We start from the raw sequence: 26,323 nt of genomic DNA on the forward strand, positions 1-26,323 counted from the left end.
CGGGTGAGGCTGCGTATCACGTTCATTCTGCTGACGGTGATGATCGACGCCATGGGTGTGGGTCTGATCCTGCCGGTGATGCCCGACCTGATCCGCGAGGTGACCGGCGGCGGGTTAAGCCAGGCCGCCCTGTGGGGCGGGGTGCTGGCCACGACATTTGCCGCGATGCAATTCATTTTCGGCCCGGTGCTGGGGGCGCTGTCTGATCGCTATGGCCGCCGTCCGGTTTTGCTGACGTCGCTGTTGGTGATGGCACTGGATTACGTGGTGATGGCGCTGGCAGGCAGTCTGTGGTTGCTGCTGGTGGGGCGCGTGGTGGGCGGCATCACGGCGGCGACCCATTCCAGCGCCTCCGCCTATATCGCGGATATATCAAAGCCGGCAGAACGCGCCGCGCGCTTTGGCCTGATCGGTGCGGGCTTTGGCGCGGGATTCGTATTGGGGCCGCTGATCGGCGGGCTCTTGGGCGAATACGGCACCCGCGCGCCATTCTGGGCGGCGGCGGGGCTTGCGGCGGCAAATGCCGTGCTGGGCTGGATCGTGCTGCGCGAAACCCTGCCACGGGCAAACCGGCGCGCCTTTGACTGGCGCCGCGCCAATCCGCTGGGGGCGCTGCGCCAGTTGGGGGCGCTGCCCGGTATCCGCCCGCTGCTGATGGTCTATTTCCTCTATCACCTCGCCTTTGCCACCTATCCCTCGATATGGGCCTATTTCGGGCAGGCGCAACTGGGTTGGTCACCGACAATGATCGGCCTGTCACTGGGGGTGTTCGGCGTGCTCATGGTGCTGGTGCAGGCCGGCGCGATCCGGCTGATCCTGCGGCAACTCGGCGAAAGTGGCACCGTGGTGCTGGGGCATCTCAGCGCGCTTGCCGGGTTTGTCTTTCTCGGCTTTGCCAGTTCGGGCGGTTTGGTGCTGGGGCTGACGGTGCTGGCGGCCCTGGCCGGGGTGATCCCGCCCGCCCTGCAAGGCATCATGTCGGCGCGCGTTGCCGCCGATGCGCAGGGCGAACTGCACGGTGCGCTCAGCTCGGCCACCGCGCTGTCGATGATCCTGTCGCCACTGGTGATGACCGCCATCTTTGCCCGCTACACCGGCCCCGCTGCCCCCATCTACCTGCCCGGCGCGCCCTTTTTGCTGGCTGCGGGGCTGACGGTGGCGGGGCTAGCGATATTCCTCAGCCGACCGCGCAACGTGACGTAATCGCGCCCCCGACACGTCGCAATCGCGCTTGCACGCCAAGCGTCATCCGGGCCACCCTGACAGGGACACCCTGCTGACAAAGGATAGCCCCCCGTGCAAACCATAAAAGCCGCCGTCTGCCACGCATTCGACAGTCCTCTGGTGATCGAGGATGTGCACCTGCGCGCCGCGCGGGGCAGCGAAGTCGAAGTGACACTGGACGCAGTGGCGATCTGCCATTCGGATATCTCCTATGCCAAGGGGGCCTGGGGCGGATCACTGCCCGCCGTCTACGGGCACGAGGCGGCGGGCCGTATCACCGGCCTGGGCGATAGCACCCGTGGGCTGACGCTTGGCGACAGCGTGATCGTGACCTTGATCCGCGCCTGCGGCAGTTGCCCCAACTGTGCCTCTGGCCATCCCACCACCTGCGAAACCCCCTATGACGGCGACCATGGCCCGCTGAAAACAGCAACGGGCGGCAAACTGCATCAGGCGATGGCGACCGGTGGCTTTGCTGAAAAGGTCGTGGTGGAACAGGCGCAGGTCGTAAAGATATCGGCCGATATCCCCAAGGACGCCGCGAGCCTGATCGCCTGCGGCGTGATCACCGGCGTCGGCGCGGTGGTCAACGCCGCAGGGCTGCGCGCCGGGCAGGACGTGGTAGTGATCGGCGCCGGCGGGGTGGGTCTGAACGCCATCCAGGGCGCGCGCATCGCCGGGGCCCGCCGCATCGTCGCGGTCGACATGAGCGACGAAAAACTCGCCACCGCGCGTGAATTTGGCGCCACCGACGGGGTGCTTGCCAGCGCCGACAAACCGTGGCGCGCGGCCATCCGCGCCATGGGCCGGGGCGCCGATGCCGTCATCGTCACCGTTGGCGCGATCCCAGCCTATGACAGCGCGCCGCGCTACCTCGCCGGCGGCGGCAAGGTGATCATGGTAGGCATGCCCCATTCCGGGGCGATGTCGACCTTCGAGCCGGTCATGCTCGCCGCGATGGGCCAGAGCATGATCGGGTCCAAGATGGGCGATGTGGTGATCCAGCGCGATATCCCTTGGATGGTTGATCTATACCTGCAAGGCCGTCTGCAACTCGATAGCCTGATCTCGGGGCGCTGGCGCTTGGACCAGATCAACGACGCCATCGCCGACACCCTGACCGGCGCGGCCCGGCGCAACGTGATCATCTTTGACCGCAAGGCCTGAGACACACGCTGCTCTTCTCTCTTTTTGGTCATCATATTCCACGGGGGTCTGGGGGGGTGTCCCCCCCAGCGGCCAGCCGCGAACGCGGCGCTATCCGGGTAAATCCCCAATCAAAATCGCGCGGAAGTCATTTACATTGGTCCCTGTAGGCCCGGTGTTAAACAACCCATTAATTCCGTCGAACGCCCCAAATGCATCATTGCGCTGCAACATTTGCAGCGGGTCAAGCCCGGCACGACGCATCGCCACCCCGGTATCCCCATCAACAAATGCCCCGGCGTTGTCTTCGGACCCATCAATGCCATCCGTATCCGCCGCCAGCGCCGTGATCCCCGCCTGTCCCTCTAGTGCCAGCGCCAACGACAGGGCAAATTCGCTGTTACGCCCGCCGCGCCCTTTGTTGCGCAGGGTCACCGTGGTTTCGCCCCCCGACAACAGCACCAGTGGCGCGGGGTGGGGAAACCCGCTGGACTGCGCCTGACGCGCCAACGCGGCGTGGACAATGGCCACATCCCGCGCCTCGCCCTCGATCGCATCGGACAGCACCCAGGCGTTCACGCCGCGGGCCTGCGCCGCCTTGGCCGCTGCCGCCAGCGACAGCCCGGCAGAGGCGATGATACGGGTCCGGGCGCAGTCGCTTTTGCTCGCTGTGCCTGCATCATTCAGACCATCAAGATAGGCCATGCAGACCTCCGGCAGCATGATCCCGCGCGCCGCGATGTCGGCGCGGACCTTTGCCGCGCTGCACCGCCCCGGCACCGTCGGGCCAGAGGCCACGGCGCCGGGATCGTCGCCGGGCACATCTGACACAACAAGGCTGACCACCTGCGCCGGGGCGGCCATTTCGGCCAGACGCCCGCCGTTGATCCGACTGAACTGCTTGCGAATGTCATTCATCACCGAAATCGGCGCGCCAGAGGCCAGCAGCGCGGTGTTGAGCGCCTGGATGTCACCCAATTCCAGCCCGTCGGGCGGCGCGGGCAGCAGCGATGACCCACCGCCGCAGATCAGTGCAATGACCAGATCGTCGGGGCCAAGCCCGGTGACCGCCGCCATCAGGGCCTCGGCGGCGGCCACACCTGCGGCATCTGGCACCGGATGTGCCGCCTCCATCACTTTGATCACCTTGCAGGGCGCGCCGTAACCATAACGCGTGACCACCACACCGCTATAGCCCCCCTGCCAGCGCGCCTCAAACGCCTGTGCAAGCTGTGCCGCCCCCTTGCCTGCGCCCACGACCACCGTGCGCCCTTTTGGCGGCGGCGGCAGCGCGTCGGCCAAAATCTTGACCGGGTCGGCCGCAGCCACAGCGGCGTGGAACAGATCGGCCAGAAATTGCTGTTTCGGTGTCATGGAAGGCTCCTCTGTCAGGCTGCACGATCTTCACCGCGTGGCCCGCCAAGTCAACCGGTGCGCGCCATCAGAAAATTCCGCGCACCCAGCAGCCCGAAATCGCGGTTCTGATAGAGACAGAGCGGCACCTGTGCACGCCAGGCGCTGTGCCGTCCCCCGGCGTTGAAACTGGCCAAAAATGCCGCGTCGAATATCCAAGGGTTCGACAGCGCCACGCCGCCGGTCAAAAACACCCCGCCCCGCGCGCCCACCAGCATCGCGATATCGCCGACAAACCCGGCCAGATACTGCGAAAACAGTCCAATCGCGGTGCGGGCATGGGGGTCTTTGCCCCCGCGCGCGGCGGCAAAGACCGCGGCTGCGTCCGTCAGCATGGCCTCGACCCCATCGGCGCGGGCAATGGCGCGGTACCACAGCGGCAGACCAGTGCCCGACAGGATCGCTTCGGCCTCGACCGCGAGGGCCTTGCCCATCTGCACCTCGGGCCACAGCGTAATCAACTTTTCGAAATAGGCACATTCGGCGGCGCTGTGCGGCGTCAGGCGCATATGGCCGCCCTCGCCCGGCACGGCCTGCGGAGTGCCCTGCCGCCAGACCATCGCCCCGACCCCCAGGCCGGTGCCCGGCCCTATGATCACCCGTGGCCCCGGTTGCAGGTGCGGCCCGCCCTGCAAGAACCGCACATCGGCCTCGTCCAGCGTGGCAAGCGACCATGCGGCGGCTTCGAAGTCATTGATGATATGGACGTCGGCGCAGGCGCAGGCCGCTGTCAGGTCGGCTTTGCAGACGCCCTGCGCCGCGTTGGTCAGCGTCACGCGCCCGTTGGTCACCACCCCGGCGGCGGCGATTGCGACACCACTGGGCGCGCTCGCTTGTGTCTGACAAAAGGCGGCACAGACTTGGCGCAGGCTATCGCCGCCCGTGGTGGTCTGGCTCTGCCGCGCCGTGATCATGCCATCCGCATCCACGGCAGCGAGCCGCATGTTGGTCCCGCCGACATCCCCCACCAGATACCACATACGCCTGCCCCCTTGGCGTGCCGTCTGCCCGCCTGTCCGTCTGCCCGCCGCGCGGCAGGGTCAACGCATTTTTGGGTAGCGTCAATCAGATTGCGACGCTTCGTGTCACGGATAACACCCGCAGGACGGCGGCGCGCCCTTACGTGCGGTGGTTGATCCGATCCACCACCCCTGCCGCCCATCGCTGCGTTGCTTCGCCAAAACAATCGTGCAGAGAATCGACCGCGACAACGCTGCCCAGCGCCAGCCGACCCAAAAGGCACAGCCCCGGCGCGGCCTGCCCCTGCGCATTCACCACCTGACCATCCTGCGCCGTATGAGCCGCCAATCCATCACTTACGGGGTGCAATATCCCACGCTGCATCAGGTCGGGCAGCAGCGGTGGCACGATCTGCGAAAGCTGCGGCGATGGCAGCACCGCGTCGATCATCACCGATACCGTGATGTCATGCGCGTCTTTCTTCAATGTCCAGCCACCCGGGGCGGTGGCAATCTTTGGGTCCGCGGCGAAGGTCAAGTCGATCACACCGGCGGCCACAAGGGCGCGCATTTCGCGTGCCGACGCAAGGGGCGGCCCGTAGGAATAGCGCTTCAGCCCCTCGTCAAAGCCGACAATCGCCTTCGCCGTATCCGCCCCGACATCCGCAGGGTTGAAATGAGCACGAAAGGTATCTTGCCATTTGCGCCAGACCTGACCCGTTGCATAGCCCACGGTTGGCGGGCTGGCCCCCTCGGCCAGCGCGATACCCCGCTGAAGGATGTCATGGGCGCTGCCGGATTCCTGCGTGGCCGGAGCCTGCCATTCGATTTGCAGCCAGTCTGAAACCTGCGCCGACTGGGTGGCGACCAATGCATCGGTCAGCACACGCGCGACGGTCTCGGCCAGGATTTGATTGATCAGGCGCGCCGCACGTTCGGGGTCTGCGCCCACGGCCAGGTCCAGTGCTGCGGCGAATGCTTTGGTCTCACTCGGTAGCGGGTCGAACACGGCATCAAGATGGGTGGTCTCCGGCTTGGGAAAAGGCGCGTGACCGTCCAGCGAGAATGCAATGACCTTTTCCGGCTCGCGCCCCGATGGCCGATAGCTGTCGCCCTCGAAAACCCCTCCCTGTGCCGTGGTAAGGGCGCGGTAGACATCATACGCTGACAAGCCTAGCCCCCGGATAGAGACCCTTTTGCGGGACCATGCCGACGCCTGCCGCTCCAACACGCGTGCCGGATAGGCCTGGGCCAGCGTCGCCGATACCTGCTGCACATGTGCCTGCCATTCGGCCAGTTGATCGTCGGGCTCTGTTTCGGGCTGGCCCAGCGTCAACAGCACCTCGTGGTAGGGTCCAAGCCAGCGGTCCGCGACCCGCAATTCCCACCCCGTGGTGCACGGCCTGATCAGGGTGACTGTCGTGGCATGGCAGGTGATCGGCAGCGCATCCAGCGCCATCAAATCGCTCAGCCGCGCCTCAAGATAACGGCCCAGATCAGCGCGGGTGGGAAAACTGTCTTGCGGCGGCGGACGGTCCAGCCAATCGCCAAAGCGACCACAGCTTGAAAAGGACGGCGGGCGGATGTCGATGTCACGCATCGGGATATTCAGCAGGCACAACGGGCTTTCGTCGGGCTGAAAATTCGGGCCGGCACCGGGGTCTTGCGACGGGTCAAACACGTCAATCGTCAGGGTTTGCGGATCATGCAGCATCCGTTCGGCCAAGGCCTCAAGCGCACCGACGCCGCGCGGCCCAAGGCCGATGACCGCGAGTTTTGTCACCTGTTCGCCCATACCGACCTCGTGCATGCAGTAAGACTCCGCTGTCTTGCACACTAGTGTTCGTAGATAGCTTGCCGCGTTGCAACCCCAAGCCGGGTCAGCGCGTTGATAACCAAGGGTGCCCCCGCCCCGACGATTTGCCGTGCCCATTGGCTGCGCTATGGTGTCGTGAACGTGGCAGGGATATTCTTGACCAAGGTCGGACGCCTTGGTGCGGATGAACAACAATTGTGGGCAGGCGCAAAAATGAAAGCCAAGCGAGGGCCGGAGCAGAGGAACGAGGTCGTGATGACCCATGGGGTTGTCACGGCGGACCCTGACGAGTTGTTCCACGGCACGGGATGGCGCGCCGGGCGTGCCGTTCTCAAGGAGGCGATCCTGAGACTTTGGAGCGACGACGCCTTTGGGCTGGCGGGCAACGTGGCGTTTCGGGCGCTGCTGGCAATCTTTCCGTTTCTGATCTTTACCAGCTCGCTGACGGCTTTCATCGGGGACCGGGCGATGGCCGACGACCTTGTGACCTTTCTGATCGCGATCGTGCCGCCCGCGCTGATCGAACCCATCGTGTCCGAAGTGCAAAAGGTGATGACGGTGCCGCGTGGTGATGTTCTGAGCGCCGGTATCCTGATGACGATCTGGTTTGCGGTTGGCGGGGTCGACGGGCTGCGCGTGGGGCTGAACCGCGCCTACGGCATCCGCGAAACCCGGTCTGCGGTCGTGCTGCTGGGGGTTCAAATCGCGATGGTTGTCCTTGCCAGTCTGATCTTGGTGCTGGTCAGCTACCTCTTGGTGCTGGCCCCACGCGCCGGGTCATGGCTCCATACATTGGTGCCGGGGTTTGATCCTGCCTCGGTCACGATGGGCCTTGTTCGCTTTCCTGTTTCGGCGGTGATTCTGGTGGTGGCGCTGTTTGCCGCGCATGTTTTGCTGCCTGCACGCCGGACGCTGTTTTCCAACATCTGGCCCGGGGTGGCCGTCACGGCAGCGGCCTGGACGTTGCTCGCTGCGGTCTTTTCCTACTACCTGCGCAGTTTCGGCACCTACGCGAGCTATTACGCAGGCATGGCAGGGATAATCGCGGCGCTTTATTTCATGTATCTCGCCGCGCTGGTGCTGATCTTTGGCGGAGAGCTGAACAGGGCGATGAGGATCAGACGTCTGGCAAAAGTGCTAAGCGAGTGATCCCTCACCGCAGATACCGTCGCGGACCGCGCAGCAAAAACGGGTCATGATATCCGCATTATCCGCCAGATTGCGGCGCAGGCTGCGTGGCAGTTCAAGCTGCACGCCCGCGCCCGAAGATGTCCGATTGCAGATGTTCGTCTGATGTACACCGGGCAGCGCCGTGTTGCGGTCGGCCGCAAACCCCGCATCGCGCAACGCCTGTCCGATGGCATCGCGCATCGCAGTCGCGCGGCCCCCCAACCACACCGTGTCACGGCCGTCATCTTTGCGTCCGTGCACCGCAACCGCCCTGCGGGAGCGCCTGATGAGGTCAAGCGCCTGCGGTTCATCAAACCGGTGTGACGTGATGTGAAAGTCGCCGTGTACCCCGGGAATCAACGCCTCGAAGGCGTAGAAAGAAAACAGCTCCCCCGCAATCGCCTCTGCAATCTGCGCGGTTTCAGGCTCGATCGTGCCGCCGTGCGGGGCAAGGACGACCACGGGCGTGCCGCGATCCACACAGCGGATGCGGTAATCGACCTCTGCCCGCATCGCAGCGCCGAGTTTGGCAAAGCTGTCATACCGATCCGCCATTAAAACCTCGTCCTTGCGAAAGTGCCACGCCCCTTGCCCGCTGATCCTGCGCTCAAACGTCCAGCTTGCTAATCGTTTTGGAAATTTTATCGCCCTTACGCTCAAGCGCCACAATCTCGCCGAATGCGATGTTCAGCCAGGCATCGCCGTCGTCGGTCAGGGGTTCTGAGGCAAAAATGGCCGAGGTCGCTTCGCCTTCGGGGGTCGCATCGACCTTGTAGGAATTTTCATGGTCCTGAAAATTCGTACCCGTCAGCAGATACATCGGCTCCAGCAGCATCGACAGGGCATAGTCGTCACTGTCCGAGGCGGATTTACGCAGCTCTTTCCAGTCGCCTTTGGGGTGTGTCTCGCCCTTGTGTCCGGCACCATAATTGACCCCGATGATCCGGTTCGGCGCGACCAGTGCGATCTTGAGCTTGGTCAGCTCGACCAGATCAAGCTTTTTCATCGCTTGCAGGATGACCTGCAACAGCTTCTCGAACCCGGCCTTGACCTGCGCATCGCTGTCACCCTCCAGCAATGAGAGCAACAGCACATACAGGAATTCCGTATCCGTGGTGCCGCGCATCTGCTTCAGATATCGGTCCTCGCAATGCACCAGAAGTTCGCGTTGCAGAATGCGCCAGCTCGGCAAGGCCCCATTCTGCGCGATGATCCAAGGGGTTTCGTCATAGCAAAACGGGTGACAGTTTTCATCCGCCAGCACGGTGCGCGAATTATAGGCAGCGGCCCTGACATGGGCGAGCATGGTGCTGCACTGAAGGCTTGGGATAATGCTATCAGCGTTGTCGTCGTAAAAGGCGCCCATCGGGCGGTGATACAATAACGGCTCTTCGGGCTTTAGCAGATGCGCGCTCCAGGCACCAAAGCCCCAGCCAGCCAGTTGCAAAAGCGGGTGCAACTCGGGGTCCAGGCTCTGGTTGATCAGGCTGTTTTCTGGCGCAAGAAGCAGGCTTTCGAGCGGAATTTCTGGCCCGATATAGGCAAGGACGCGGCACATATATTTTCCTAACTTTTCAGTTACACGCAGGCGAAAACCGGTCATCAACCACGCGCGAGACCGCTGGCGCGCAGCCCAGACGGCGCCCAGCGCGGTCAGCGGCGATGCCTGGCCACGTGTTGATTGTTTCATGCGTTTTCATCGTGCTGCACCTAGTGCGGCGCATGGCCAAGACAACGGCGACCCTGCAATTCGCGCGCCACGCAAGCAAAGCAGAGCGCGCGTTCATGGTGCGTTTTCGTTTCGAAAAACGTAAAAAACAGATGCATTGGCTGTGGGGCAACATAAGCCGAACACCGCCCGGCAACGACAATCGTGCCGCGCGTCAGGTTCGGTGCGATGTGGGAAAATTGGCTCCGGCGGTAGGGATCGAACCTACGACCAATTGATTAACAGTCAACTGCTCTACCGCTGAGCTACGCCGGAATGCCTTTTGTCCGCCCGTGGGCCATGCCCTCGAACACGCGCTCTTTAGCGTGGGGCATCCGGGTAGTGCAAGTGCTATCCGACCCAAGTATGCAAAAAATTCGCGACGGGGTGCCGCGCACCGGTCGGCTGGGGCCTAGGACCCTGTTACAAAACCTTCGCCAATCCTCAACATTCCTGACATTCGCCCCTGCGATAGGTCGCCCGAAATCCGGGGGACATATGCTCGTTATCACTGATCTGACCAAAACTTTCGGCGCCAATACGGCGGTGGCGCGTGCCAATCTGAATGTCGACAAACCCCAGATGATCGGGATCATCGGGCGGTCCGGGGCGGGTAAATCCACCTTGCTGCGGATGCTCAACCGGCTGACCGATGCGACCTCGGGGCAAATCACCTTTGAGGGGCAGGATGTCACGGCGCTGCGTGGGGCGGCAAAGCGGAACTGGCAATCGCAATGCGCGATGATCTTTCAGCAATTCAACCTGGTGCCGCGCATGGATGTGGTTTCCAACGTGCTGCACGGCACGCTGAACCGCCGCTCGACCCTGCGCACGATGTTCAACCTCTATCCTGATGCCGATATCGTCCGCGCCATCGAAATCCTCGACCGTTTGGGCATCGCCGCTCATGCCCCAAAGCGGGCCGAAGCGCTGTCGGGGGGCCAGCAGCAGCGTGTTGCGATTGCCCGCGCCCTGATGCAGGACCCCAAGATCATTCTGGCCGATGAACCCATCGCCAGCCTTGACCCCATGAACGCCCAGGTGGTGATGCAATCGCTGCGCCGTATCCACGAAGAGGACGGGCGCACCATCATCGCCAACCTGCACACGCTGGACACCGCGCGCCGCTATTGCGACCGCGTGGTGGGTATGCGCGATGGCCGGATCGTCTTTGACGGCCTGCCAGAGCAGCTAACCACAGCCATGGCGCGCGAAATCTACGGTGCAGATGCCAGCTTTTCCGAAGCCGCCACCTCTACCGAGATCGAGACGCTGGACAAGATCCCAGCCTGACCCCTGCCCGTATTTGCGGGCCTTTTCAAACCGGAGAACCCCATGAAGAACCTGATTGCTGCCGCATTGGCAACCACCGCCCTGACGGGTGCGGCCTGCGCCGACACCACAGCCATCACCGAATTCCGCATCGGCATTCTGGGCGGCGAAAACGCTCAGGACCGGATGAATTCCTATGAATGCCTGCGCCTCGATACTGAGGAAAAGCTGGGCGTCCCGGTCAAGCTCTTTGCCCCTGCCGACTACAATGGCGTGATCCAGGGCCTGTTGGGCGGCACGCTCGATATGGCGTGGATGGGCGCGTCAGGATATGCCGCCGTCTACCTGCAAGACCCACAGGCGGTTGAACCGGTGCTGGTCAAGATCAACCTTGATGGCTCTTACGGCTACCACTCCATCGGTTTTGCCCGCAAGGACGCAGGGATCACGTCGCTCGAAGACATGAAGGGCAAGGTTTTCGGCTTTGGCGATCCCAACTCGACCTCCGGCTTCCTCATCCCTTCCATCGAAATCCCCCAGACTACGGGTGCTGGCATGGAATCGGGCGACTACTTTGGCGAGGTCAAATTCACCGGTGGTCATGAGCAGACCATCGTGGCGGTCAACAACGGCGACGTGAACGGCGGCGTGACATGGGCCGATGGCCAAGGCAACTGGGAAGACGGCTATAACTCGGGCGCGCTGCGCAAGGCGGTGGATGCGGGTCTGGTCGATATGAACGATCTGGTCGAAATCTGGCGGTCCAAGCCGATCCCCGAAGGCCCGGTTGTGCTGCGCAAGGATCTGCCTGCTGACGTCAAGGCCACGATGACCGAACTGGTCGATACCTTGTATGAAAACGATCCCGACTGCGCCTATGGCGTCGCTGCGGGCGAAAGCCTCGGCTTTGATCCGATCACTCATGACGCCTATGTGTCGATCGTCGAGGCGCGCAAGGCAAAATCCAACTGATCGCACGATCACACAGTTTGGCAGGCCCCGGCAAATCCTTGTCGGGGCCTGTTTTCACAACGGGGGACAGACACATGCACCATCCAACCACAGCACCCGGTATCGCGGCGGATTACCTTGCCCAAGCCCGGCAGAAACGGGTGCTAAACCTGATCCTGCTGATCGTCTTTGTCGCGCTGCTGATTGCCGGGTTCGGCGCCGCCGATGCGCGCAATGCGGGCGGGTTCTGGAACGGGCTCCCCAATATCTTTGACTTCCCCGGTGACGTGGTGGGCGAAGCTTGGGCGCGCGCGCATTTGTTGCCCGGCTATTTCGTCACCTATCTGCCGTCGCTGGTCGAGACCGTCAATATCGCCGGGGCGGCAACCCTGATCGGCACGATCTGCGCGTTTTTCGCGGCCCTGCTGGCGACGCGCGGCCTGGCCCCTGCCGCCTGGATCGTAGCACCGATGCGCCGGTTGCTTGATGTATTGCGCGCCGTGCCCGAGATCGTGATCGCGCTGGTGCTGATTTTCCTGCTTGGCGGTGGCCCGGTGCCTGCGATGATCGCGATTGCCCTGCACACCGTCGGCGCGCTGGGAAAACTGTTTTCCGAAGTGAACGAAAACGCCTCTCTCAAACCTGTCGAGGGGTTGGAATCGGTGGGTGCGTCGTGGTTCCAGCGCATGACGCTGGGCGTGGTGCCACAGGTCGCCCCGAATTACCTGTCCTATGCCCTGTTGCGGTTTGAAATCAACATCCGCGCCTCCGCCATCCTCGGCTTCGTCGGGGCCGGTGGCATCGGGTATGACCTGCGCAACACGATGTCTTGGGGTCAGGGCAAGTTTGATGAGGCGGCGGCGATTTTCCTGCTGCTCTTTGCCACGATCATTCTGGTCGATCAGGTATCAAGCCACTTTCGCAATCGGCTGACCCACGGCCGCGCCTTCAAGGACAAAGGAGCAATCCTGTGACAACGCAGACCCTTACCCTCGGCACCGCGCGCGCGTTCCGCCGTAAACAACTGACCGGCTTTGCCGTGCCTTTTCTGATCGTCCTTTATCTGGGCTATGTCCTTGCGTCGTTCGACGTCATGGGGCTGGCGGACCGCGTCAGTGTCAAGAACATGCAGACGCTCGTTTCCGACAGTTATAGCTACAAGACCCACGTTGTGCGCGACAACCGCAATGGCGAGATCGAGATCGCCATCGAAGGCGAGCGCAAAGGCCGCTATGAAAACGGCACTCATCCTGACTGGGTCACCCCCGGCACCACCACCCGTGTCGACCTTGGCGACGGGCATGTGATCGAGCTGGGCACAGATGTCCGCTATGATGTGCCGGGCTATGGGCTGATCACTGCCACCCCCGGCGCAGGCGGCGCGAACGCCACGCTGCCGGACGGCCCGCTGCCCGATTGGATCAACGCGTCGAAAAACCGCCTTACCGTGACCACTGACGCCGGGCGCCTGACCATCACCCGAAACCGTACCGAAGTGTTTCGCTATTTCGTGGGCTGGGAACTGTTCTTTTTCACTCTCGACAGCCCGTTTTACGGCTTGTCGGCGCTGGAGTTGCTGCGGTCGGGCGACTACGCCGCGATCTGGCAGGCATTTTGGACCAACAAAATCTGGCGGCACGGTGATGTGGCCTGGGCGCTGGTGGAAACGGTGCTGATGGCATTCTTGGGCACCTTTGGCGCAGCAGTTATCGCGCTGCCGCTGGGATTTCTGGCCGCGCGCAACTTTTCCCCACTGGGGGGCCTGCGCTTTGCCGCACGGCGGTTGTTCGATTTCCTGCGCGGGGTCGACGGGTTGATCTGGACGATCGTGCTATCACGCGCCTTTGGCCCCGGCCCGCTGACCGGGTCCCTGGCGATCTTGCTGACGGACACCGGCACCTTTGGCAAAATCTTTTCCGAAGCCTTGGAAAATGTCGATGACAAACAAATCGAAGGTATCGCGTCCACCGGGGCAAAACCGCTGCAACGCTACCGCTTTGGCGTACTCCCGCAGATCACCCCGGTGCTATTGAGCCAGGTGCTGTATTACCTTGAATCCAACACCCGATCGGCCACCATCATCGGAGCGATCACCGGCGGGGGTATTGGGCTGTTGCTGACCCAGGCGATCATCACCCAGAAGGACTGGGAAGAGGTGAGCTATTACATCATCCTGATCATCCTCATGGTGTTTGCAATGGACAGCCTGTCGGGCTGGCTGCGTCGCAAGCTGATCGCAGGCAGCGAGGGCGGACACTGATGGCACGGCTGCGGGCCGATGCGCCCTTTATCCACCCCGATTGCGATGTCACGGATACGACGTTTGGCAGCTATGTCGAGATCGGTCGCGGCACGCGGCTGGCGCATTCGGTGGTCGGGGATTATTCCTATTGCGACCGGCTGTGTGACATCGCAAATGCCGAGGTCGGCAGGTTTTCCAACATCGCCAGCGCCGTGCGCATCGGGGCCACGGATCACCCCATGGACAAGGCCAGCCTGCACCACTTTCACTACCGCGCGGCAGATTATTTCGACGATGCCGGGAACGATGACAACTGGTTTGCCCAGCGCCGAAGCCGCCGCGCGGTGATCGGCCACGACACCTGGATCGGCCATGGCGCGCAGGTGCGGCCCGACGTGACGATCGGCCACGGTGCCGTGGTGGCGGGTGGCGCCATCGTGACCCGCGATGTCGCCCCCTATATGATCGTGGCGGGCATCCCCGCCGCCCCCCTGCGCGCGCGCTTTTCCGACGCGCTGGCCGCGCGGATGGTTGATCTGGCGTGGTGGGATTGGCCCCACGCGCAGCTGCGCGCTGCATTGGACGACTTTCGCGGGCTCAAGGCCGAAGCCTTTTTGGAGAAATACGAGGGGTGCGCCGGCTAGGCGTGCCGTTCGTTATCGGCGGCTTTGGCACCAAACCAAGTGACGTCCAATGGGGGCTTTGCCCCCAAACCACTGGCTTCAAATGGGGGCTTTGCCCCCAAACCCCCAGGAATATTTACAACCAAAAAGAAAAGCGACGCCGCGGCGCCGGGCTATTCGGCAGCGAGGGAGTGGCGGCGGGGCGCGTCAGACAGGCGCTGAGCGAGTTCCCCGGCAAGATGCGACCAACGCCCGCCTGCCATCGTGCCTTCGATCATGCGGCTGCGGCGGTTGATGATGGTCAGGTCGGCACGTTTTCCGGTGGCGATACTGCCCCGGTCCGCCAGCCCCATAATCTGCGCCGGTGCGGTCGAGATCAGGCCCCAGGCCGTGGCCAGATCCATTACGCCCGCGTCGGCCAATCGGAACGCTGCCTTGTGCAGCGTGGGATAGTGGTAGTCCGACACAAGGGCGGTGCAAAGCCCTGCACGGATCAGCGCAGTGGCCGCGATATTGCCCGATTGCGAGCCGCCGCGCACCACGTTGGGCGCACCCATCAACACCGGGTCATCCCATGATTTCGCCGCCGCTGCCGCCGCCTTGCCGGTTGGGAATTCACAGACGCGCGCGCCGATCATCGAAAACCGTTCGCGGGTGTTGGCATCAGCGTCGTCATGGCTGCCGAATTTCACGCCCAGCCGATCGAATTCATGCGCAAGCGTGCATAGGTAGCGCGGCACTTCGCGGCTGCGCGCCTTGGCGGCCTGCACCACCGCCATGAACTCATCCACGCTTTGCCCCGCGCGCGCGGCCCATGCCGCAAGCCGGTCTGGGTTGCGGGCGGCCATGGCGACAGTTTCGTCGAGGTGGTTGTTAAAGATGACATAGCCCACGCCGTAGATCGCCACCGCGTCGATCAGCGCATCGCGGCTGCTGATCGTATGGGTCTCGACCCGCAGTTGGACACGCAGATCGGTCAGCATTTGCGGCTGGTACAATCGGTGTGCCTCCAGAAAGGCGCGGGCAAATTCCGGGCTGCGCTGGCCGCCTTCCCATGACCAGCTTTGCGCCATCCATGCGGTGGTCACCCCGTTGGCTGCCGCGTCGCGATCGGTGCCGACAAGCGCCATCTCCAGCGGGAACGGCGCGGTGGGCCGGGGCGCGATATGGTGTTCAAAGGCGTCGCCGTGCAGATCAATAATACCCGGCAATATCAGATAGCCCGACAGATCGACCCAAGGCGCGCCCTTTGGCATGGCATCTGTCAGCGTGCCCTGGTGCACGGCGATGGCGCCGGGCGCAATCTGTCCGTCGCGCAGGATTTCGGCATTGATCAGGTGCAGATTGGACAGGGGTCTGGACATGTTGCGGCTCTCGGGGTTTTCCCCCGGTGATACCGCTGCGATGTATCGGTGATATGACAGATCAGCTCTGATCGCTTAGTGTCAGTGTCACCCGGTCGCCGGCAAACCACGTCTGACCAAATTCAACCGGCCGCCCGGCGGGATCGACGTTGATACCCACCGTACGCAGGATTGGCGCGCCTTCGCGGATTTGCAGGTGCAGCGCCTGTGTGGCGCTTGCCAGTTTGGCGGTCAGCCGGGTGGACGCACGGGTGTAATCGGCCACCCCGCCCCGCGCCAGCGCCGCTGTGACAGATTTCGTTTCGCGGATGTCATCGGGCAGGGTCGGAAAGGGCGCCGCCGGAAAGGTACTGCGGAAAATGGCGATGGGCTGGCCGTCGGACAATGACAGGCCTTCGTAAACATGCACCGGGGTCGACGCGGCGAGGCCCAGCATCTCGGCCTCATGCGCACTGGCCATGCGGGTTTCCAACGACAGGATTTCCTTGGCCGGAACGCGCCCCGCCGCCAGCAGATTCTGATGGAACCGCACCCGCTTGCCAATCGGATACTCCGTCGGGGTCTGCGCCACAAAGACCCCCGCCCCACGGCGGCTGTGAACCAACCCATTTTCGCTCAGCTCACCCAGCGCCCGGCGCACCGTATGGCGGTTGACCCCAAAGCGCGTGGCGAGGCTGGCTTCGGTCGGCAGCTTGTCACCGGGGTGGTATTTATTGTCCGCAATTTCGGCGGTCAGGGACATGGCGATGGATTTCCAGATCGGGGTCTTGGTCGCGGTTTCGGTCATTGTCACACAAGTTTCACAGTTGAGGGGATTGCGCCGATGCAGCACTTCGATTTAGTATTTGTCTAGTTGTATAGTATATTAGACAAATACGCAAGGTGTCTAGATGAACGCGGAAACCACAAAAACGACGACCCCACGGCAGGCCTGGATGGGCCTGCTGGCGCGGGCGTCCGGCGACGAACTGGCGCGGCTCTGGGCCGCTTATGGCACGGTGCCGTCACATAGGGTGCTGCGCGCGCCAGAGATCGGGGGCGTCATGGTGCGCGGGCGCATGGGGGCCGTGGGCGATGCCTTTAACCTGGGCGAAATGTCGGTCACGCGCGCGTCTGTGCGGCTGGACGATGGCACCGACGGACATGCCTATGTCCAAGGGCGCAGCCGTGACAAGGCGCTGCAAGCGGCAATGGTGGATGCCCTGATGCAGACCGACGCCGCAGAGGCGGTGCAGGCGGCGGTACTGACCCCGCTGTCAGATCTGGAAACCACCCGTCGCGCGGCCCGCGCCGCCAAGGCAGCGGCGACCAAGGTCGACTTTTTCACCATGGTCAGAGGAGAAGACTGATGCAACCGCTGTCACTAGAAGGTGGGTTTGAACATGCCGCCATTGACGCCGCCTATGCGTTTCGCAGTGTGATGAACGCCATGGCGAAACCGGGGCAGATTGTGACCCTGAAGGGGGCGCAGCCGCCTGCCCCTCTGTCGCGGGCGGCAGGGGTTGTGGTGCTGACGCTGTGTGATCCGGAAACGCCTATCTACCTCGCGCCGGGGCTCGACACCCCTGACTTGCGCGACTGGATCACCTTTCACACCGGGGCGCCGATTGGGGCGGCGGGTCAGGCGCAGTTTGCGATTGGGGGATGGGGCGCGTTGGCGCTGGCGGACTTGCCGCTGGGCAGTGCCGCCTATCCCGACCGCTCGGCCACGGTGATTGTTGAGATGGACGCGCTGGCGCCTATGGGGGCCACCTTGCGCGGGCCGGGGATCAAGGACAGCGCCGCCTTGTCGCTGCCTGAAACGGCGGCTTTTCAGCACAACGCGGGGCTGTTTCCGCGCGGTCTCGATTTTATTTTCACCTGTGGCGACCGCCTGGCGGCGTTGCCCAGAACCACAAAGGTGACCTGATGTACGTAGCTGTAAAAGGCGGCGAGCGGGCGATTGACAATGCCCATGCCTGGCTGGCCGAGGAACGGCGCGGCGATACCGGCGTGGCCGAACTCAGCGTGGCGCAGATCCGTGAACAGCTGGCTCTGTCGGTGAACCGGGTGATGGCCGAAGGGTCGCTTTATGATCCTGATCTGGCGGCGCTGGCGATCAAACAGGCACGCGGGGACCTGATTGAGGCGGTGTTTTTGATCCGCGCCTATCGCACCACCCTGCCCCGGTTCGGCGCCTCGCGCCCGGTGGAAACCGCCGACATGGCCTGTGATCGCCGCGTGTCGGCAACTTTCAAGGACGCGCCCGGTGGGCAGGTTTTGGGGCCGACGTTTGATTACACGCACCGCTTGCTTGACTTCAAACTGGCCGCCGATGGCGATGTTCCGCCCGCCCCGGAAACCACGCCAAGCGTGGAAAAGACACCGCATATCATGGAATTTCTCGACCGGGAAAACCTGATGCAACGGGATGAGCGCCGCGAAACCACGCCCCGCGATCTGACGCGCGAGCCGCTGGAATTGCCTGCCGGGCGTGACCTGCGATTGCAGGCGCTGACGCGGGGCGACGAAGGGTTTGTGCTGGGCATGGCCTATTCGACGCAGCGCGGGTACGCCCGCAACCATGCTTTTGTCGCTGAATTGCGCATCGGCAAGGTGGCGGTGGAAATGGACATTCCCGAACTGGGGTTCGCTGTGGAAATCGGCGAGGTGGAACTGACCGAATGTGAAACGGTGAACCAGTTTCAAGGCTCAAAATCCGAACCGCCGCAGTTTACGCGCGGGTATGGCCTGGTCTTTGGCATGTCAGAGCGCAAGGCGATTTCGATGGCCTTGGTCGACCGGGCCTTGCGTTGGGAAGAACTGGGCGAGGACAACTTGGGCGCCCCGGCACAGGACGCGGAATTTGTGCTGTACCACGCCGACAACATTCAGGCGACGGGGTTTCTGGAGCATATCAAGCTGCCGCATTACGTCGATTTCCAATCAGAACTGGAATTGATCCGCAAGCTGCGTCGCGAGGCGCAGACCAATTCCGTGCAGGAGGCTGCGCAATGAGCGACTATAATTTTGCCTATCTGGATGAGCAGACCAAGCGGATGATCCGCCGGGCAATCCTGAAGGGGCTGGCGATACCGGGCTATCAGGTGCCCTTTGCCAGCCGCGAAATGCCGATGCCTTATGGTTGGGGCACGGGTGGGGTGCAGGTGTCGGCGGCAGTGCTGACGCCGGATGATACGTTCAAGGTTATTGATCAGGGGGCGGATGACACAACCAATGCGGTGTCTATCCGGCGGTTCTTTGAAAAGACGGCGGGGGTGGCGGTGACCGAGGCCACCGCGCAGGCCAGCGTGATCCAGACGCGGCACCGTATCCCGGAGGTTTCGCTGCGCGACGATCAGGTATTGGTGTACCAGGTGCCGATCCCCGAACCGCTGCGTTTTCTGGAGCCGTCGGAGGTGGAAACCCGCAAGATGCACGAGCTAGAGGAATACGGGCTGATGCATGTGAAACTGTATGAGGACATCGCCCAGCACGGCGCGATTGCCACGGCCTATGCCTATCCGGTCAAGGTCGAAGGGCGCTATGTCATGGACCCGTCACCGATCCCGAAATTTGACAACCCCAAGCTCGAGATGGCCGCGATCCAGCTGTTCGGCGCAGGCCGCGAACAGCGGATTTATGCGCTGCCGCCTTACACGCAGGTCGTGTCCTTGGATTTTGAGGACTACCCGTTTGAAGCCAGCAAGGCGGACCACCCTTGTGGGCTGTGCGGGGCCGAGGACAGTTATCTGGATGAATTGATTGTCGATGATGCAGGCGGGCGGCTGTTCATGTGCTCGGACACCGACTATTGCGCCGGGCGGCAGGCCGCCGGACATCGCGGCGCGGATGCCGCCCCGCTGACGGAGGATGCGGCATGACCCCGCTGTTGCAGGTTGAAAACATCGCGAAATCCTATGGCGCGCGGATTGGCTGTACCGATGTCAGTTTTGATCTCTATCCCGGCGAGGTGATGGGGATCGTGGGCGAAAGCGGGTCGGGTAAATCGACGTTGCTGAACACGTTGGCGGGGCATTTGGTGCCTGATCGTGGGGCGGTGCGTTTCGACACCCGCGCCGAGGGGCTGCGCGACACGGTGAGCATGAGCGAGCCGGAACGCCGGATGCTGTCGCGCACCGATTGGGCCTTTGTCCACCAGCACGCCCGCGATGGGCTGCGCATGAATGTCAGTGCGGGCGGCAATGTGGGCGAGCGGCTGATGGCCGTGGGGGCGCGGCATTACGGCGATATTCGCGCCGCAGCGACCGACTGGCTGGGTCGGGTCGAAATTGCCGAGGACCGGATCGACGACCGGCCCAGCGCCTTTTCCGGCGGGATGCAGCAACGCTTGCAGATTGCGCGCAATCTGGTGACCGGGCCGCGATTGGTGTTCATGGACGAACCCACCGGGGGCCTGGATGTCAGTGTGCAGGCGCGGTTGCTGGACCTGCTGCGCGGGCTGGTGCGCGAGATGGGGCTGAGCGCCATCATCGTGACCCATGATCTTGCCGTGGTGCGGCTGTTGGCGGATCGGCTGATGGTGATGAAGGACGGGCATGTGGTGGAAACCGGGCTGACCGATCAGGTGCTCGACGATCCGCAGCATGGCTATACGCAATTGCTGGTTAGTTCGGTGCTGTCCGTCTGAGGTTTCGCGCGCGAAACCTAAGTATTTGTTAACAAAGAGTTAATATCATGATCCAAGTCGAAAACGTTTCCAAGTCCTTTACACTGCACAATCAGGGGGCCGCCGTGATCGAGGTGATGCGGGGCGGCAGTCTGCGCGTGGCCCACGGTGAGTGTGTGGCACTGACCGGGGCATCGGGGGCAGGCAAATCAACGCTGATGCGGATGATCTACGGCAATTACCTGACCGCTTCGGGGCGGATCATGGTGGGGGAACTGGATGTCGCCAGCGCCGCGCCGCGCGAGATACTGGAGCTGCGGCGGCATGTGTTGGGCTATGTCAGCCAGTTTCTGCGGGTCGTCCCACGGGTGCCGACGCTGGACGTCGTAGCAGAGCCGCTGCGCGCGGTTGGCGCGGGCGAGGCCGAGGCACGCGCAAAGGCCGCTGGCCTGCTGGCCCAGCTTAATATCCCCGAACGGTTGTGGCAGTTAAGCCCGACGACGTTTTCAGGCGGCGAGCAGCAGCGCGTCAATATCGCGCGCGGGTTTGCCCATGACTATCCGGTTCTGCTGCTGGATGAGCCAACGGCCAGTCTGGATGCCAAAAACCGTGCCGTGGTGCTGGGGCTGATTGCGCAGGCCAAGGCGCGCGGCACCGCGATCCTGGGTATATTCCATGACGAGGCGGCGCGCGATGCGGTCTGTGACCGGGTGGTTGATGTCACCCGCTTTACCCCCGGATTGGCGGCATGACGGGCAGGTTCATCGCCGTGGTCGGCCCATCGGGTGTGGGCAAGGACAGTGTGATGGCGGGGTTGAAAGTCGCCGAGCCTGCGCTGTTTCTGGCGCGCCGGGTGATCACGCGGCCTGCCGAAGCGGGGGGCGAAGATTTTGACGGGATCAACGTGGCCGAGTTTGAGGCGATGCAGGCCGATGGCATGTTTGCGCTGAGCTGGGCCGCGCATGGGTTGCATTACGGCATTCCATTGGCGGTGGATGAGGCCTTGGCGCAGGGGCGCGATGTGCTGGCCAATCTGTCGCGCGGCGTCTTGGGGCAGGCCAAGCTGCGGTTTGCGCGGTTCGACTGTCTGGAGCTGGTGGCCGACCCTGGGGTGCTGGCGGCGCGGTTGCGCGCGCGGGGCCGCGAGGATGACGCAGAGATCAAGGCGCGGCTGGCGCGGGCGGATCATGCGCTGCCCGGCGGAATCACGGCACAGCAGATTGATAATTCAGGATCGTTGGATCAGGCGGTGGCGCGGGCGCGGGCCTGGCTTTATCCCGACAAGGTCGCCCGGTGAAGGGCGTGGAACATGCCATCCGGCCCCTGCCCGGCCAGTGTCAGGCTGTCGACGCAAAAGGGCTGCGGCAGGTGCGGCGCGATATAATGCGCAAGCTGCGTTGTGACCTGGGCCAGTTGCGCGCGGTCCATCCGGCCGGTCAGGGTGATGTGAAAGCGGAAGGCGTCCATCACATAGGGGTATCCCCATTGGGTCAGGTTCGCCTCTTGCTGCGGTGTCAGATTGGCCTGTCGGCGGCGGGCAAGGTCGGCGTCGGTCGGGGCGGCGCGGAAGCTGTCGAGATCACGCACGACATTGGCGGCAAGATCACGCAGCCGGGCGGTGTCGCCTTGCGGAGTCAGCGCCAGAAACCGACCCAGCGGCGTGAGTGCCAGCCCCGGCAACGTCACGGGGGCAAGGCGGGCGCAAAGTGTATCGAATGCCGTGCGCAGATCATCGGCACGGGCGCCATCTGCCAGCACGAAGGGCGGTTTGATGGTGGCGTGCAGCCCGTATTTGCGCGGGGTATCGGTAAGTGTGGCGACATCCAGCCCAGGCATATCGGGGTGTGGCACGTGTCGGCCCGTTGTCATATCCCAGCCCAGCCAAGCCGCCCCGGCCTGCGCCAGCGCGCCATCGGGCGTGTAGTAGATGGCGTAGCGGTCAAACTTCATGATCAATTCCCCTGCATCCCAGGATGCGCAACAAGCGTGACGTTCACATGACAAAAGAAACCATTCTCGCCAATGCCAAAATGATCCTACCCGATGCGGTGATGACGGGCAGCATCGTGCTGCGCGACGGGGTGATCGCGGATATTGCCAGCGGGGCGGGCGTGCCGAAGGGCGCTGTGGATTGCGCCGGACAGTTTGTGGCGCCGGGCCTGATCGAGTTGCATACCGACAATCTGGAACGGCATATGAAGCCGCGGCCAAATGTCGACTGGCCGCACCGCGCGGCGATCATTGCCCATGACCGTGAATTGGCCGGCACCGGCATCACGACCGTTTTCGATGCGATCCGGGTCGGGTCGATCATCTCGGACGGGGGCAAAAAGCGGTATGGCCGGTATGCGCGCAGTATGGCGGATGAAATCCTGATGATGCGCGACAGCGGGGCGCTGGCGATCAGCCACCACATCCATCTGCGCGCCGAGGTCTGTTCGGAGACGCTGGAAGAGGAGTTGGCGGAGTTCGGGGCGGACGACAAGGTCGGTATCGTGTCGCTGATGGATCACACGCCGGGGCAGCGCCAGTTCCGCGACCTGCAAAAGTTCGAGGATTACGTCTGTGGCAAAAACGGCATGCCGCGCGAGGGCTTTGCCGACTACATCGAGTTTCTGTACGGCCTGCAGGCGCGGCTGGGCGCACGGCACGAGGCGGCGGCGGTCGCGGCGGCCCAGCGCTATGGCGCAGTGCTGGCCAGCCACGATGACACGACAAAAGATCAGGTGCAGACCAGTCAGGCGCATGGTGTGCGGCTGGCAGAGTTTCCCACTACGGTTGAGGCGGCAGAGGCCTGTCACGGGGTTGGCATTGCCACGATCATGGGCGCCCCCAATCTGGTGCGGGGCGGGTCACATTCGGGCAATGTCGCGGCATCAGATCTGGCCGCGATCGACCGGCTGGACATCCTGTCGTCCGATTATGTGCCAGCAGCGCTGTTGCTGGGCGCGGTGCAGCTGGGCGAAATCTGGGGCGATATGGCGCGGGGGCTGGCGACGGTCACGGCCACGCCTGCGCAGCATGTGGGGCTGGATGACCGGGGCCGCATTGCGCCCGGCGCGCGGGCTGATCTGGTGGCCTTTGACGTTATGGCCGGCGCCCCCGTGGTGCGGCAGGTCTGGGCGATGGGCAATCGCGTGGCCTAACCCCTGCCGGATACGGATCATGTACAAAGACAACACAGTTGGGTCATCTGGACTTTGTGTTGGAACCGCAGGTGGCATTGATAGGTTTCTCCCTCGAACAGACTACAAAATGAGGGGAAGTGACATGAAACGCAGAGACTTCATCACGACATTTGCAGCATCCGGGCTGGCGCTGGCCGCCGGGGGTGCCGCTGCGAGCACGGCCAGGACGATCCCATCCTACGACCTGCCGCCACATATGCTGCCGCAGATCGTGCCGATCGAAATGGGCGCAGGCGCGCGGCCCTACGAAATCCATGTCGACCCAGACGAATTTGCCCTCTACTGGACGCTGCCGGACAACACGGCAATGCGTTATGTTGTCGGCGTCGGACGGCCCGGTCTTTACGAGGCGGGCGAGTTCTTTGTCGGGGCGCGCAAAGAATGGCCCAGCTGGACCCCCACGCCGGGCATGATCAAGCGCCAGCCGGAGCTATATGCAAAACACGCCGATGGCATGGCGGGCGGGCTGGAAAATCCGCTGGGGTCGCGGGCGCTGTACCTGTTTCAACCCGATCGCGGTGATACCTTTTTGCGCATCCACGGCACCAATGATCCCGCAACGCTGGGTCAGCGGGTGTCCAACGGATGTGCCCGGCTGGCAAACGATCAGATGGTCGACCTTTACAACCGTATCCCGATGGGCACACGTGTTGTACTGTATGAACCACTGGCATGACCCAAGCGGCGTTATGCGCCTTGGGCGCGGCACCAGAATGATGCGGACCAAACGGGCCACCCAAGGCCCTGCACAAGGAACGATGCGACCGTGACTGAAGGCTCTTTTTTTGCGCTGAGCAGCTATCACATTGCGCTGGTCGTTGTGGGGATCGTTGTCATTCTGGCGCGGTGGCTGCCGCGACTGGTGTCCAATCGAGAGCCCGCGTCAGCGCCGCTGATGATCCTGTTCGGGGCGGGCGCCGCATTGTTGGTGCCAAACCTGCCGATCCTGCCTGATCCGCGCGAAACCCCCCTGCCCTGGGAGTTGGTCAGCGAATTGACCGTGATCGTGGCGCTGTTTGGCGCAGGCATGCGGATCGACGATCTGCGCCCCTGGCGACGCTGGATGCCAACGCTGCGGATGTTGGCGATTGCCATGCCGCTGACCATCTTTGCGGTGGCCCTGCTGGGCGTGGCACTGGGCGGTCTGACGCTGGCGGGTGCGATCCTGCTGGGGGCCGTGCTGGCCCCAACCGATCCGGTTTTGGCCGCAGACGTGCAGGTCGGCCCGCCGCAGCAAGGCGAGGAACACCCGGTGCGGTTTACCCTGACCACCGAGGCGGGGTTGAACGACGGGCTGGCGTTTCCTTTTGTCTACCTTGGCATCATCATCGCGGCGCAGGGGCTGACCCCGGACGTTTGGGTGTGGGAATGGCTGCTGCGCGACGTGTTTTACCGGATCGCGGTGGGGGTCGCGATGGGCTGGGCCGGTGGGCGTGCTCTGGGCTATGTGCTGTTCGCCGTGCCCAAAGGATCAATCCTGGCGGAAACCGGATCAGGTGTGGTCGCACTGGCGGGGGTTCTGCTGTGTTATGGATCGACTGAACTGGTCGAGGGCTACGGCTTTATCGCCGTGGCCATACTGGGCCTGACCCTGCGGCGGGTCGAGCAAGATCACCATTTCCACCGCCATCTGCACGACTTTTCGGAATCCATCGAACACGCGCTGACGGCGGTTCTGTTGATTGCACTGGGCACGGTGATGCCGCTTTTGTTTGCCGATCTGACCTGGACCCATGTGGTGATCGCGCTGGCCCTGATCGCTGTCATCCGGCCCCTGTCGGGGGCGGTTGCGCTGTGGCGGTCAGGTATGGCCAAGCGTGACCGGGCGGTGGTGTCAGTTTACGGCGTGCGGGGGATCGGTTCGATCTATTACCTGTGCTACGCGGGTAGCCATGTCGAGTTTTCCAACGAAAGCCAGCTTTGGTCGTTGGTGGCGCTGGTCATCTTGCTGTCGACGATCCTGCATGGTTTCAGCGTCGGCTGGGCGATGGACCGGATCAAAGACCCATAGGGCAATGAGCGGGTATTGGTGAAATAGCGGCAGAGGCACAGGTGTTTCGCGTGATCGCAGCGGTGCCATGGCGTTGCGGATTGAGGCAGGCGTCAACCTGTGGGGCGGTACGGTCCGCGTCAGTGACGCACCAGGCGAAACCGACTGAAAGCCACCATTTTCAAAGTAAATGGCGGCGACGGTTTCCAGCGTCATATAATGGCGTGTGAGCGCCGCCTCGTCGTTCTGCTTCAGCATCAGCGCACCGACGAGGCGTTTGATGGCTGGCTTGTTGGGGAAAATACCGACGACATTGGTGCGGCGCTTGATATCTCTGTTTAGGCGCTCAAGCGGCTTGATAGAGTGGATCTGCCGCCAGTGAGCCTGCGGGAAAGTCTTGTAGGTTAGCTCGTTGTCTTCAGCACGCAGCATCAGTTCAGAGGGCATCGCACTAGCGTAAGCCATTGCGGTTGATGAAGATAATCCCGCTCAATACACGCCGAGCATCAACACGTTGTCGACCTCGGCTCTTGGGAGAGAACGGTCGGAGCCGCGCCATTTGCTCCTCTGTCAGCCAATAGAGATTGCTCATCTGTCCCCCCAAATCATTGGGGTTCGTGAATCATCACAACAACTTAGCATCGAGCC

The 26,323-nt window shown here is 63.1% G+C and carries 26 protein-coding genes, 1 tRNA gene and 2 pseudogenes; 18 read left to right on the forward strand and 11 right to left on the reverse strand.

Going from position 1 to position 26,323, the window contains the following annotated elements:
* Positions 1-3 precede the first annotated feature (3 nt).
* Together AC1965_RS14025 and AC1965_RS14030 are read left to right on the forward strand one after the other, a co-directional pair.
* On the forward strand, positions 4-1,203 hold the full coding sequence (locus AC1965_RS14025) for a TCR/Tet family MFS transporter (protein ID WP_483884471.1): 1,200 nt from the start codon (positions 4-6) through the stop codon (positions 1,201-1,203).
* Between the two features lie 93 nt (positions 1,204-1,296).
* Complete coding sequence (locus tag AC1965_RS14030) at positions 1,297-2,391, forward strand: zinc-binding dehydrogenase (RefSeq protein WP_483884472.1); 1,095 nt, start codon at positions 1,297-1,299, stop codon at positions 2,389-2,391.
* Between the two features lie 90 nt (positions 2,392-2,481).
* Here the strand turns inward: AC1965_RS14030 and AC1965_RS14035 are convergent, their stop codons facing one another.
* The 3 genes from AC1965_RS14035 to AC1965_RS14045 form a co-directional block, all read right to left on the reverse strand.
* Positions 2,482-3,744 (reverse strand): glycerate kinase type-2 family protein, encoded by a 1,263-nt coding sequence (locus AC1965_RS14035; protein WP_483884473.1) that lies wholly within the window; start codon positions 3,742-3,744, stop codon positions 2,482-2,484.
* 50 nt (positions 3,745-3,794) lie between these two features.
* The gene (locus AC1965_RS14040) at positions 3,795-4,763 is read right to left on the reverse strand and encodes a glucokinase (RefSeq protein ID WP_483884474.1); all 969 of its coding nucleotides are present in this window, start codon (positions 4,761-4,763) and stop codon (positions 3,795-3,797) included.
* Between the two features lie 139 nt (positions 4,764-4,902).
* Positions 4,903-6,552: an FAD/NAD(P)-binding protein gene (locus tag AC1965_RS14045; protein ID WP_483884475.1), complete on the reverse strand. Its 1,650-nt coding sequence runs from the start codon at positions 6,550-6,552 to the stop codon at positions 4,903-4,905.
* Between the two features lie 219 nt (positions 6,553-6,771).
* Here AC1965_RS14045 and AC1965_RS14050 point away from each other — a divergent pair, with 219 nt between their 5' ends.
* On the forward strand, positions 6,772-7,707 hold the full coding sequence (locus tag AC1965_RS14050; protein ID WP_483884476.1) for a YihY/virulence factor BrkB family protein: 936 nt from the start codon (positions 6,772-6,774) through the stop codon (positions 7,705-7,707).
* On the opposite strand, the gene AC1965_RS14055 is transcribed toward AC1965_RS14050, so the two are convergent.
* The 3 genes from AC1965_RS14055 to AC1965_RS14065 form a co-directional block, all read right to left on the reverse strand.
* The gene (locus AC1965_RS14055; protein ID WP_483884477.1) at positions 7,696-8,283 is read right to left on the reverse strand and encodes a poly-gamma-glutamate hydrolase family protein; all 588 of its coding nucleotides are present in this window, start codon (positions 8,281-8,283) and stop codon (positions 7,696-7,698) included. The genes AC1965_RS14050 and AC1965_RS14055 overlap by 12 nt on opposite strands.
* A gap of 52 nt (positions 8,284-8,335) precedes the next feature.
* Positions 8,336-9,418: a class II glutamine amidotransferase gene (locus tag AC1965_RS14060; RefSeq protein WP_483884478.1), complete on the reverse strand. Its 1,083-nt coding sequence runs from the start codon at positions 9,416-9,418 to the stop codon at positions 8,336-8,338.
* A gap of 219 nt (positions 9,419-9,637) precedes the next feature.
* Positions 9,638-9,712, reverse strand: a tRNA-Asn gene (locus tag AC1965_RS14065).
* A gap of 222 nt (positions 9,713-9,934) precedes the next feature.
* On the opposite strand from AC1965_RS14065, the gene phnC reads away from it, so the two are divergent.
* From phnC to AC1965_RS14090, 5 genes are all read left to right on the forward strand, one after another.
* Positions 9,935-10,729 (forward strand): phosphonate ABC transporter ATP-binding protein, encoded by a 795-nt coding sequence (gene phnC / locus AC1965_RS14070; protein WP_483884479.1) that lies wholly within the window; start codon positions 9,935-9,937, stop codon positions 10,727-10,729.
* A 42-nt stretch (positions 10,730-10,771) separates the two neighbouring features.
* Positions 10,772-11,680 carry a phosphonate ABC transporter substrate-binding protein gene (phnD, locus tag AC1965_RS14075; protein WP_483884480.1) on the forward strand — a complete coding sequence of 303 codons (909 nt, stop codon included), beginning with the start codon at positions 10,772-10,774 and terminating at the stop codon, positions 11,678-11,680.
* Positions 11,681-11,754: 74 nt separating this feature from the next.
* Positions 11,755-12,633, forward strand: coding sequence for a phosphonate ABC transporter, permease protein PhnE (gene phnE / locus AC1965_RS14080; protein WP_483884481.1), 879 nt, complete (start codon positions 11,755-11,757; stop codon positions 12,631-12,633).
* Complete coding sequence (phnE, locus tag AC1965_RS14085) at positions 12,630-13,919, forward strand: phosphonate ABC transporter, permease protein PhnE (protein ID WP_483884482.1); 1,290 nt, start codon at positions 12,630-12,632, stop codon at positions 13,917-13,919. The genes phnE (AC1965_RS14080) and phnE (AC1965_RS14085) overlap by 4 nt, the downstream gene beginning before the upstream one ends.
* A complete protein-coding gene (locus AC1965_RS14090) occupies positions 13,919-14,545 on the forward strand; it encodes an LbetaH domain-containing protein (RefSeq protein WP_483884483.1) in 627 nt (208 codons plus the stop codon). Before phnE (AC1965_RS14085) ends, AC1965_RS14090 begins: the two co-directional genes overlap by 1 nt.
* Positions 14,546-14,697: 152 nt before the next feature.
* Here the strand turns inward: AC1965_RS14090 and AC1965_RS14095 are convergent, their stop codons facing one another.
* Both AC1965_RS14095 and phnF read right to left on the reverse strand, forming a co-directional pair.
* Positions 14,698-15,888 carry an alpha-D-ribose 1-methylphosphonate 5-triphosphate diphosphatase gene (locus tag AC1965_RS14095; protein ID WP_483884484.1) on the reverse strand — a complete coding sequence of 397 codons (1,191 nt, stop codon included), beginning with the start codon at positions 15,886-15,888 and terminating at the stop codon, positions 14,698-14,700.
* 61 nt (positions 15,889-15,949) lie between these two features.
* The gene (phnF, locus tag AC1965_RS14100; RefSeq protein WP_483884485.1) at positions 15,950-16,675 is read right to left on the reverse strand and encodes a phosphonate metabolism transcriptional regulator PhnF; all 726 of its coding nucleotides are present in this window, start codon (positions 16,673-16,675) and stop codon (positions 15,950-15,952) included.
* A 103-nt stretch (positions 16,676-16,778) separates the two neighbouring features.
* On the opposite strand from phnF, the gene phnG reads away from it, so the two are divergent.
* From phnG to phnN, 7 genes are read left to right on the forward strand one after another with little or no spacing between them, the layout of a single operon-like run.
* Positions 16,779-17,237, forward strand: coding sequence for a phosphonate C-P lyase system protein PhnG (gene phnG / locus AC1965_RS14105; RefSeq protein WP_483884486.1), 459 nt, complete (start codon positions 16,779-16,781; stop codon positions 17,235-17,237).
* The gene (gene phnH / locus AC1965_RS14110) at positions 17,237-17,797 is read left to right on the forward strand and encodes a phosphonate C-P lyase system protein PhnH (RefSeq protein WP_483884487.1); all 561 of its coding nucleotides are present in this window, start codon (positions 17,237-17,239) and stop codon (positions 17,795-17,797) included. The genes phnG and phnH overlap by 1 nt, the downstream gene beginning before the upstream one ends.
* Positions 17,797-18,885 (forward strand): carbon-phosphorus lyase complex subunit, encoded by a 1,089-nt coding sequence (locus AC1965_RS14115; RefSeq protein WP_483884488.1) that lies wholly within the window; start codon positions 17,797-17,799, stop codon positions 18,883-18,885. Before phnH ends, AC1965_RS14115 begins: the two co-directional genes overlap by 1 nt.
* A complete protein-coding gene (locus AC1965_RS14120) occupies positions 18,882-19,751 on the forward strand; it encodes an alpha-D-ribose 1-methylphosphonate 5-phosphate C-P-lyase PhnJ (protein WP_483884489.1) in 870 nt (289 codons plus the stop codon). Before AC1965_RS14115 ends, AC1965_RS14120 begins: the two co-directional genes overlap by 4 nt.
* On the forward strand, positions 19,748-20,518 hold the full coding sequence (phnK, locus tag AC1965_RS14125; protein WP_483884490.1) for a phosphonate C-P lyase system protein PhnK: 771 nt from the start codon (positions 19,748-19,750) through the stop codon (positions 20,516-20,518). The genes AC1965_RS14120 and phnK overlap by 4 nt, the downstream gene beginning before the upstream one ends.
* A gap of 47 nt (positions 20,519-20,565) precedes the next feature.
* Entirely contained in the window at positions 20,566-21,249 is a 684-nt protein-coding gene (gene phnL, locus AC1965_RS14130) for a phosphonate C-P lyase system protein PhnL (RefSeq protein WP_483884491.1), read from the forward strand.
* Positions 21,246-21,794 carry a phosphonate metabolism protein/1,5-bisphosphokinase (PRPP-forming) PhnN gene (gene phnN, locus AC1965_RS14135; protein ID WP_483884492.1) on the forward strand — a complete coding sequence of 183 codons (549 nt, stop codon included), beginning with the start codon at positions 21,246-21,248 and terminating at the stop codon, positions 21,792-21,794. The genes phnL and phnN overlap by 4 nt, the downstream gene beginning before the upstream one ends.
* Here the strand turns inward: phnN and AC1965_RS14140 are convergent.
* The gene (locus AC1965_RS14140) at positions 21,770-22,447 is read right to left on the reverse strand and encodes a DUF1045 domain-containing protein (RefSeq protein WP_483884493.1); all 678 of its coding nucleotides are present in this window, start codon (positions 22,445-22,447) and stop codon (positions 21,770-21,772) included. The genes phnN and AC1965_RS14140 overlap by 25 nt on opposite strands.
* 47 nt (positions 22,448-22,494) lie before the next feature.
* Here AC1965_RS14140 and AC1965_RS14145 point away from each other — a divergent pair, with 47 nt between their 5' ends.
* The 3 genes from AC1965_RS14145 to AC1965_RS14155 all read left to right on the forward strand — a co-directional run bounded on the left by AC1965_RS14145 (position 22,495) and on the right by AC1965_RS14155 (position 25,696).
* Complete coding sequence (locus AC1965_RS14145) at positions 22,495-23,643, forward strand: alpha-D-ribose 1-methylphosphonate 5-triphosphate diphosphatase (protein ID WP_483884494.1); 1,149 nt, start codon at positions 22,495-22,497, stop codon at positions 23,641-23,643.
* Between the two features lie 124 nt (positions 23,644-23,767).
* On the forward strand, positions 23,768-24,361 hold the full coding sequence (locus AC1965_RS14150; RefSeq protein ID WP_483884495.1) for a L,D-transpeptidase: 594 nt from the start codon (positions 23,768-23,770) through the stop codon (positions 24,359-24,361).
* 90 nt (positions 24,362-24,451) lie between these two features.
* A complete protein-coding gene (locus tag AC1965_RS14155; protein ID WP_483884496.1) occupies positions 24,452-25,696 on the forward strand; it encodes a cation:proton antiporter in 1,245 nt (414 codons plus the stop codon).
* A 168-nt stretch (positions 25,697-25,864) separates the two neighbouring features.
* On the opposite strand, the pseudogene AC1965_RS14160 reads toward AC1965_RS14155, so the two are convergent.
* Positions 25,865-26,116, reverse strand: a pseudogene (locus AC1965_RS14160) (transposase); the annotation flags it as partial.
* A gap of 13 nt (positions 26,117-26,129) precedes the next feature.
* A pseudogene (locus AC1965_RS14165) lies at positions 26,130-26,267 on the reverse strand (transposase); the annotation flags it as partial.
* Positions 26,268-26,323 lie beyond the last annotated feature (56 nt).

The organism is Sulfitobacter sp. KMM 9851 (genome assembly GCF_057178245.1).

What these genes read in the sequence shown, in the direction of transcription:
- AC1965_RS14035 (WP_483884473.1), bottom strand. Translation starts at nt 3,744, where the DNA reads ATGACACCGAAACAGCAATTTCTGGCCGATCTGTTCCACGCCGCTGTG.
- AC1965_RS14090 (WP_483884483.1), top strand. Translation starts at nt 13,919, where the DNA reads ATGGCACGGCTGCGGGCCGATGCGCCCTTTATCCACCCCGATTGCGAT.
- phnE (WP_483884481.1), top strand. Translation starts at nt 11,755, where the DNA reads ATGCACCATCCAACCACAGCACCCGGTATCGCGGCGGATTACCTTGCC.
- AC1965_RS14150 (WP_483884495.1), top strand. Translation starts at nt 23,768, where the DNA reads ATGAAACGCAGAGACTTCATCACGACATTTGCAGCATCCGGGCTGGCG.
- AC1965_RS14145 (WP_483884494.1), top strand. Translation starts at nt 22,495, where the DNA reads ATGACAAAAGAAACCATTCTCGCCAATGCCAAAATGATCCTACCCGAT.
- AC1965_RS14095 (WP_483884484.1), bottom strand. Translation starts at nt 15,888, where the DNA reads ATGTCCAGACCCCTGTCCAATCTGCACCTGATCAATGCCGAAATCCTG.
- AC1965_RS14120 (WP_483884489.1), top strand. Translation starts at nt 18,882, where the DNA reads ATGAGCGACTATAATTTTGCCTATCTGGATGAGCAGACCAAGCGGATG.
- AC1965_RS14140 (WP_483884493.1), bottom strand. Translation starts at nt 22,447, where the DNA reads ATGAAGTTTGACCGCTACGCCATCTACTACACGCCCGATGGCGCGCTG.
- AC1965_RS14040 (WP_483884474.1), bottom strand. Translation starts at nt 4,763, where the DNA reads ATGTGGTATCTGGTGGGGGATGTCGGCGGGACCAACATGCGGCTCGCT.
- phnD (WP_483884480.1), top strand. Translation starts at nt 10,772, where the DNA reads ATGAAGAACCTGATTGCTGCCGCATTGGCAACCACCGCCCTGACGGGT.
- phnH (WP_483884487.1), top strand. Translation starts at nt 17,237, where the DNA reads ATGCAACCGCTGTCACTAGAAGGTGGGTTTGAACATGCCGCCATTGAC.
- phnL (WP_483884491.1), top strand. Translation starts at nt 20,566, where the DNA reads ATGATCCAAGTCGAAAACGTTTCCAAGTCCTTTACACTGCACAATCAG.
- AC1965_RS14055 (WP_483884477.1), bottom strand. Translation starts at nt 8,283, where the DNA reads ATGGCGGATCGGTATGACAGCTTTGCCAAACTCGGCGCTGCGATGCGG.
- phnK (WP_483884490.1), top strand. Translation starts at nt 19,748, where the DNA reads ATGACCCCGCTGTTGCAGGTTGAAAACATCGCGAAATCCTATGGCGCG.
- phnF (WP_483884485.1), bottom strand. Translation starts at nt 16,675, where the DNA reads ATGACCGAAACCGCGACCAAGACCCCGATCTGGAAATCCATCGCCATG.
- phnG (WP_483884486.1), top strand. Translation starts at nt 16,779, where the DNA reads ATGAACGCGGAAACCACAAAAACGACGACCCCACGGCAGGCCTGGATG.
- phnN (WP_483884492.1), top strand. Translation starts at nt 21,246, where the DNA reads ATGACGGGCAGGTTCATCGCCGTGGTCGGCCCATCGGGTGTGGGCAAG.
- AC1965_RS14045 (WP_483884475.1), bottom strand. Translation starts at nt 6,552, where the DNA reads ATGCACGAGGTCGGTATGGGCGAACAGGTGACAAAACTCGCGGTCATC.
- AC1965_RS14115 (WP_483884488.1), top strand. Translation starts at nt 17,797, where the DNA reads ATGTACGTAGCTGTAAAAGGCGGCGAGCGGGCGATTGACAATGCCCAT.
- AC1965_RS14060 (WP_483884478.1), bottom strand. Translation starts at nt 9,418, where the DNA reads ATGAAACAATCAACACGTGGCCAGGCATCGCCGCTGACCGCGCTGGGC.
- AC1965_RS14050 (WP_483884476.1), top strand. Translation starts at nt 6,772, where the DNA reads ATGAAAGCCAAGCGAGGGCCGGAGCAGAGGAACGAGGTCGTGATGACC.
- phnC (WP_483884479.1), top strand. Translation starts at nt 9,935, where the DNA reads ATGCTCGTTATCACTGATCTGACCAAAACTTTCGGCGCCAATACGGCG.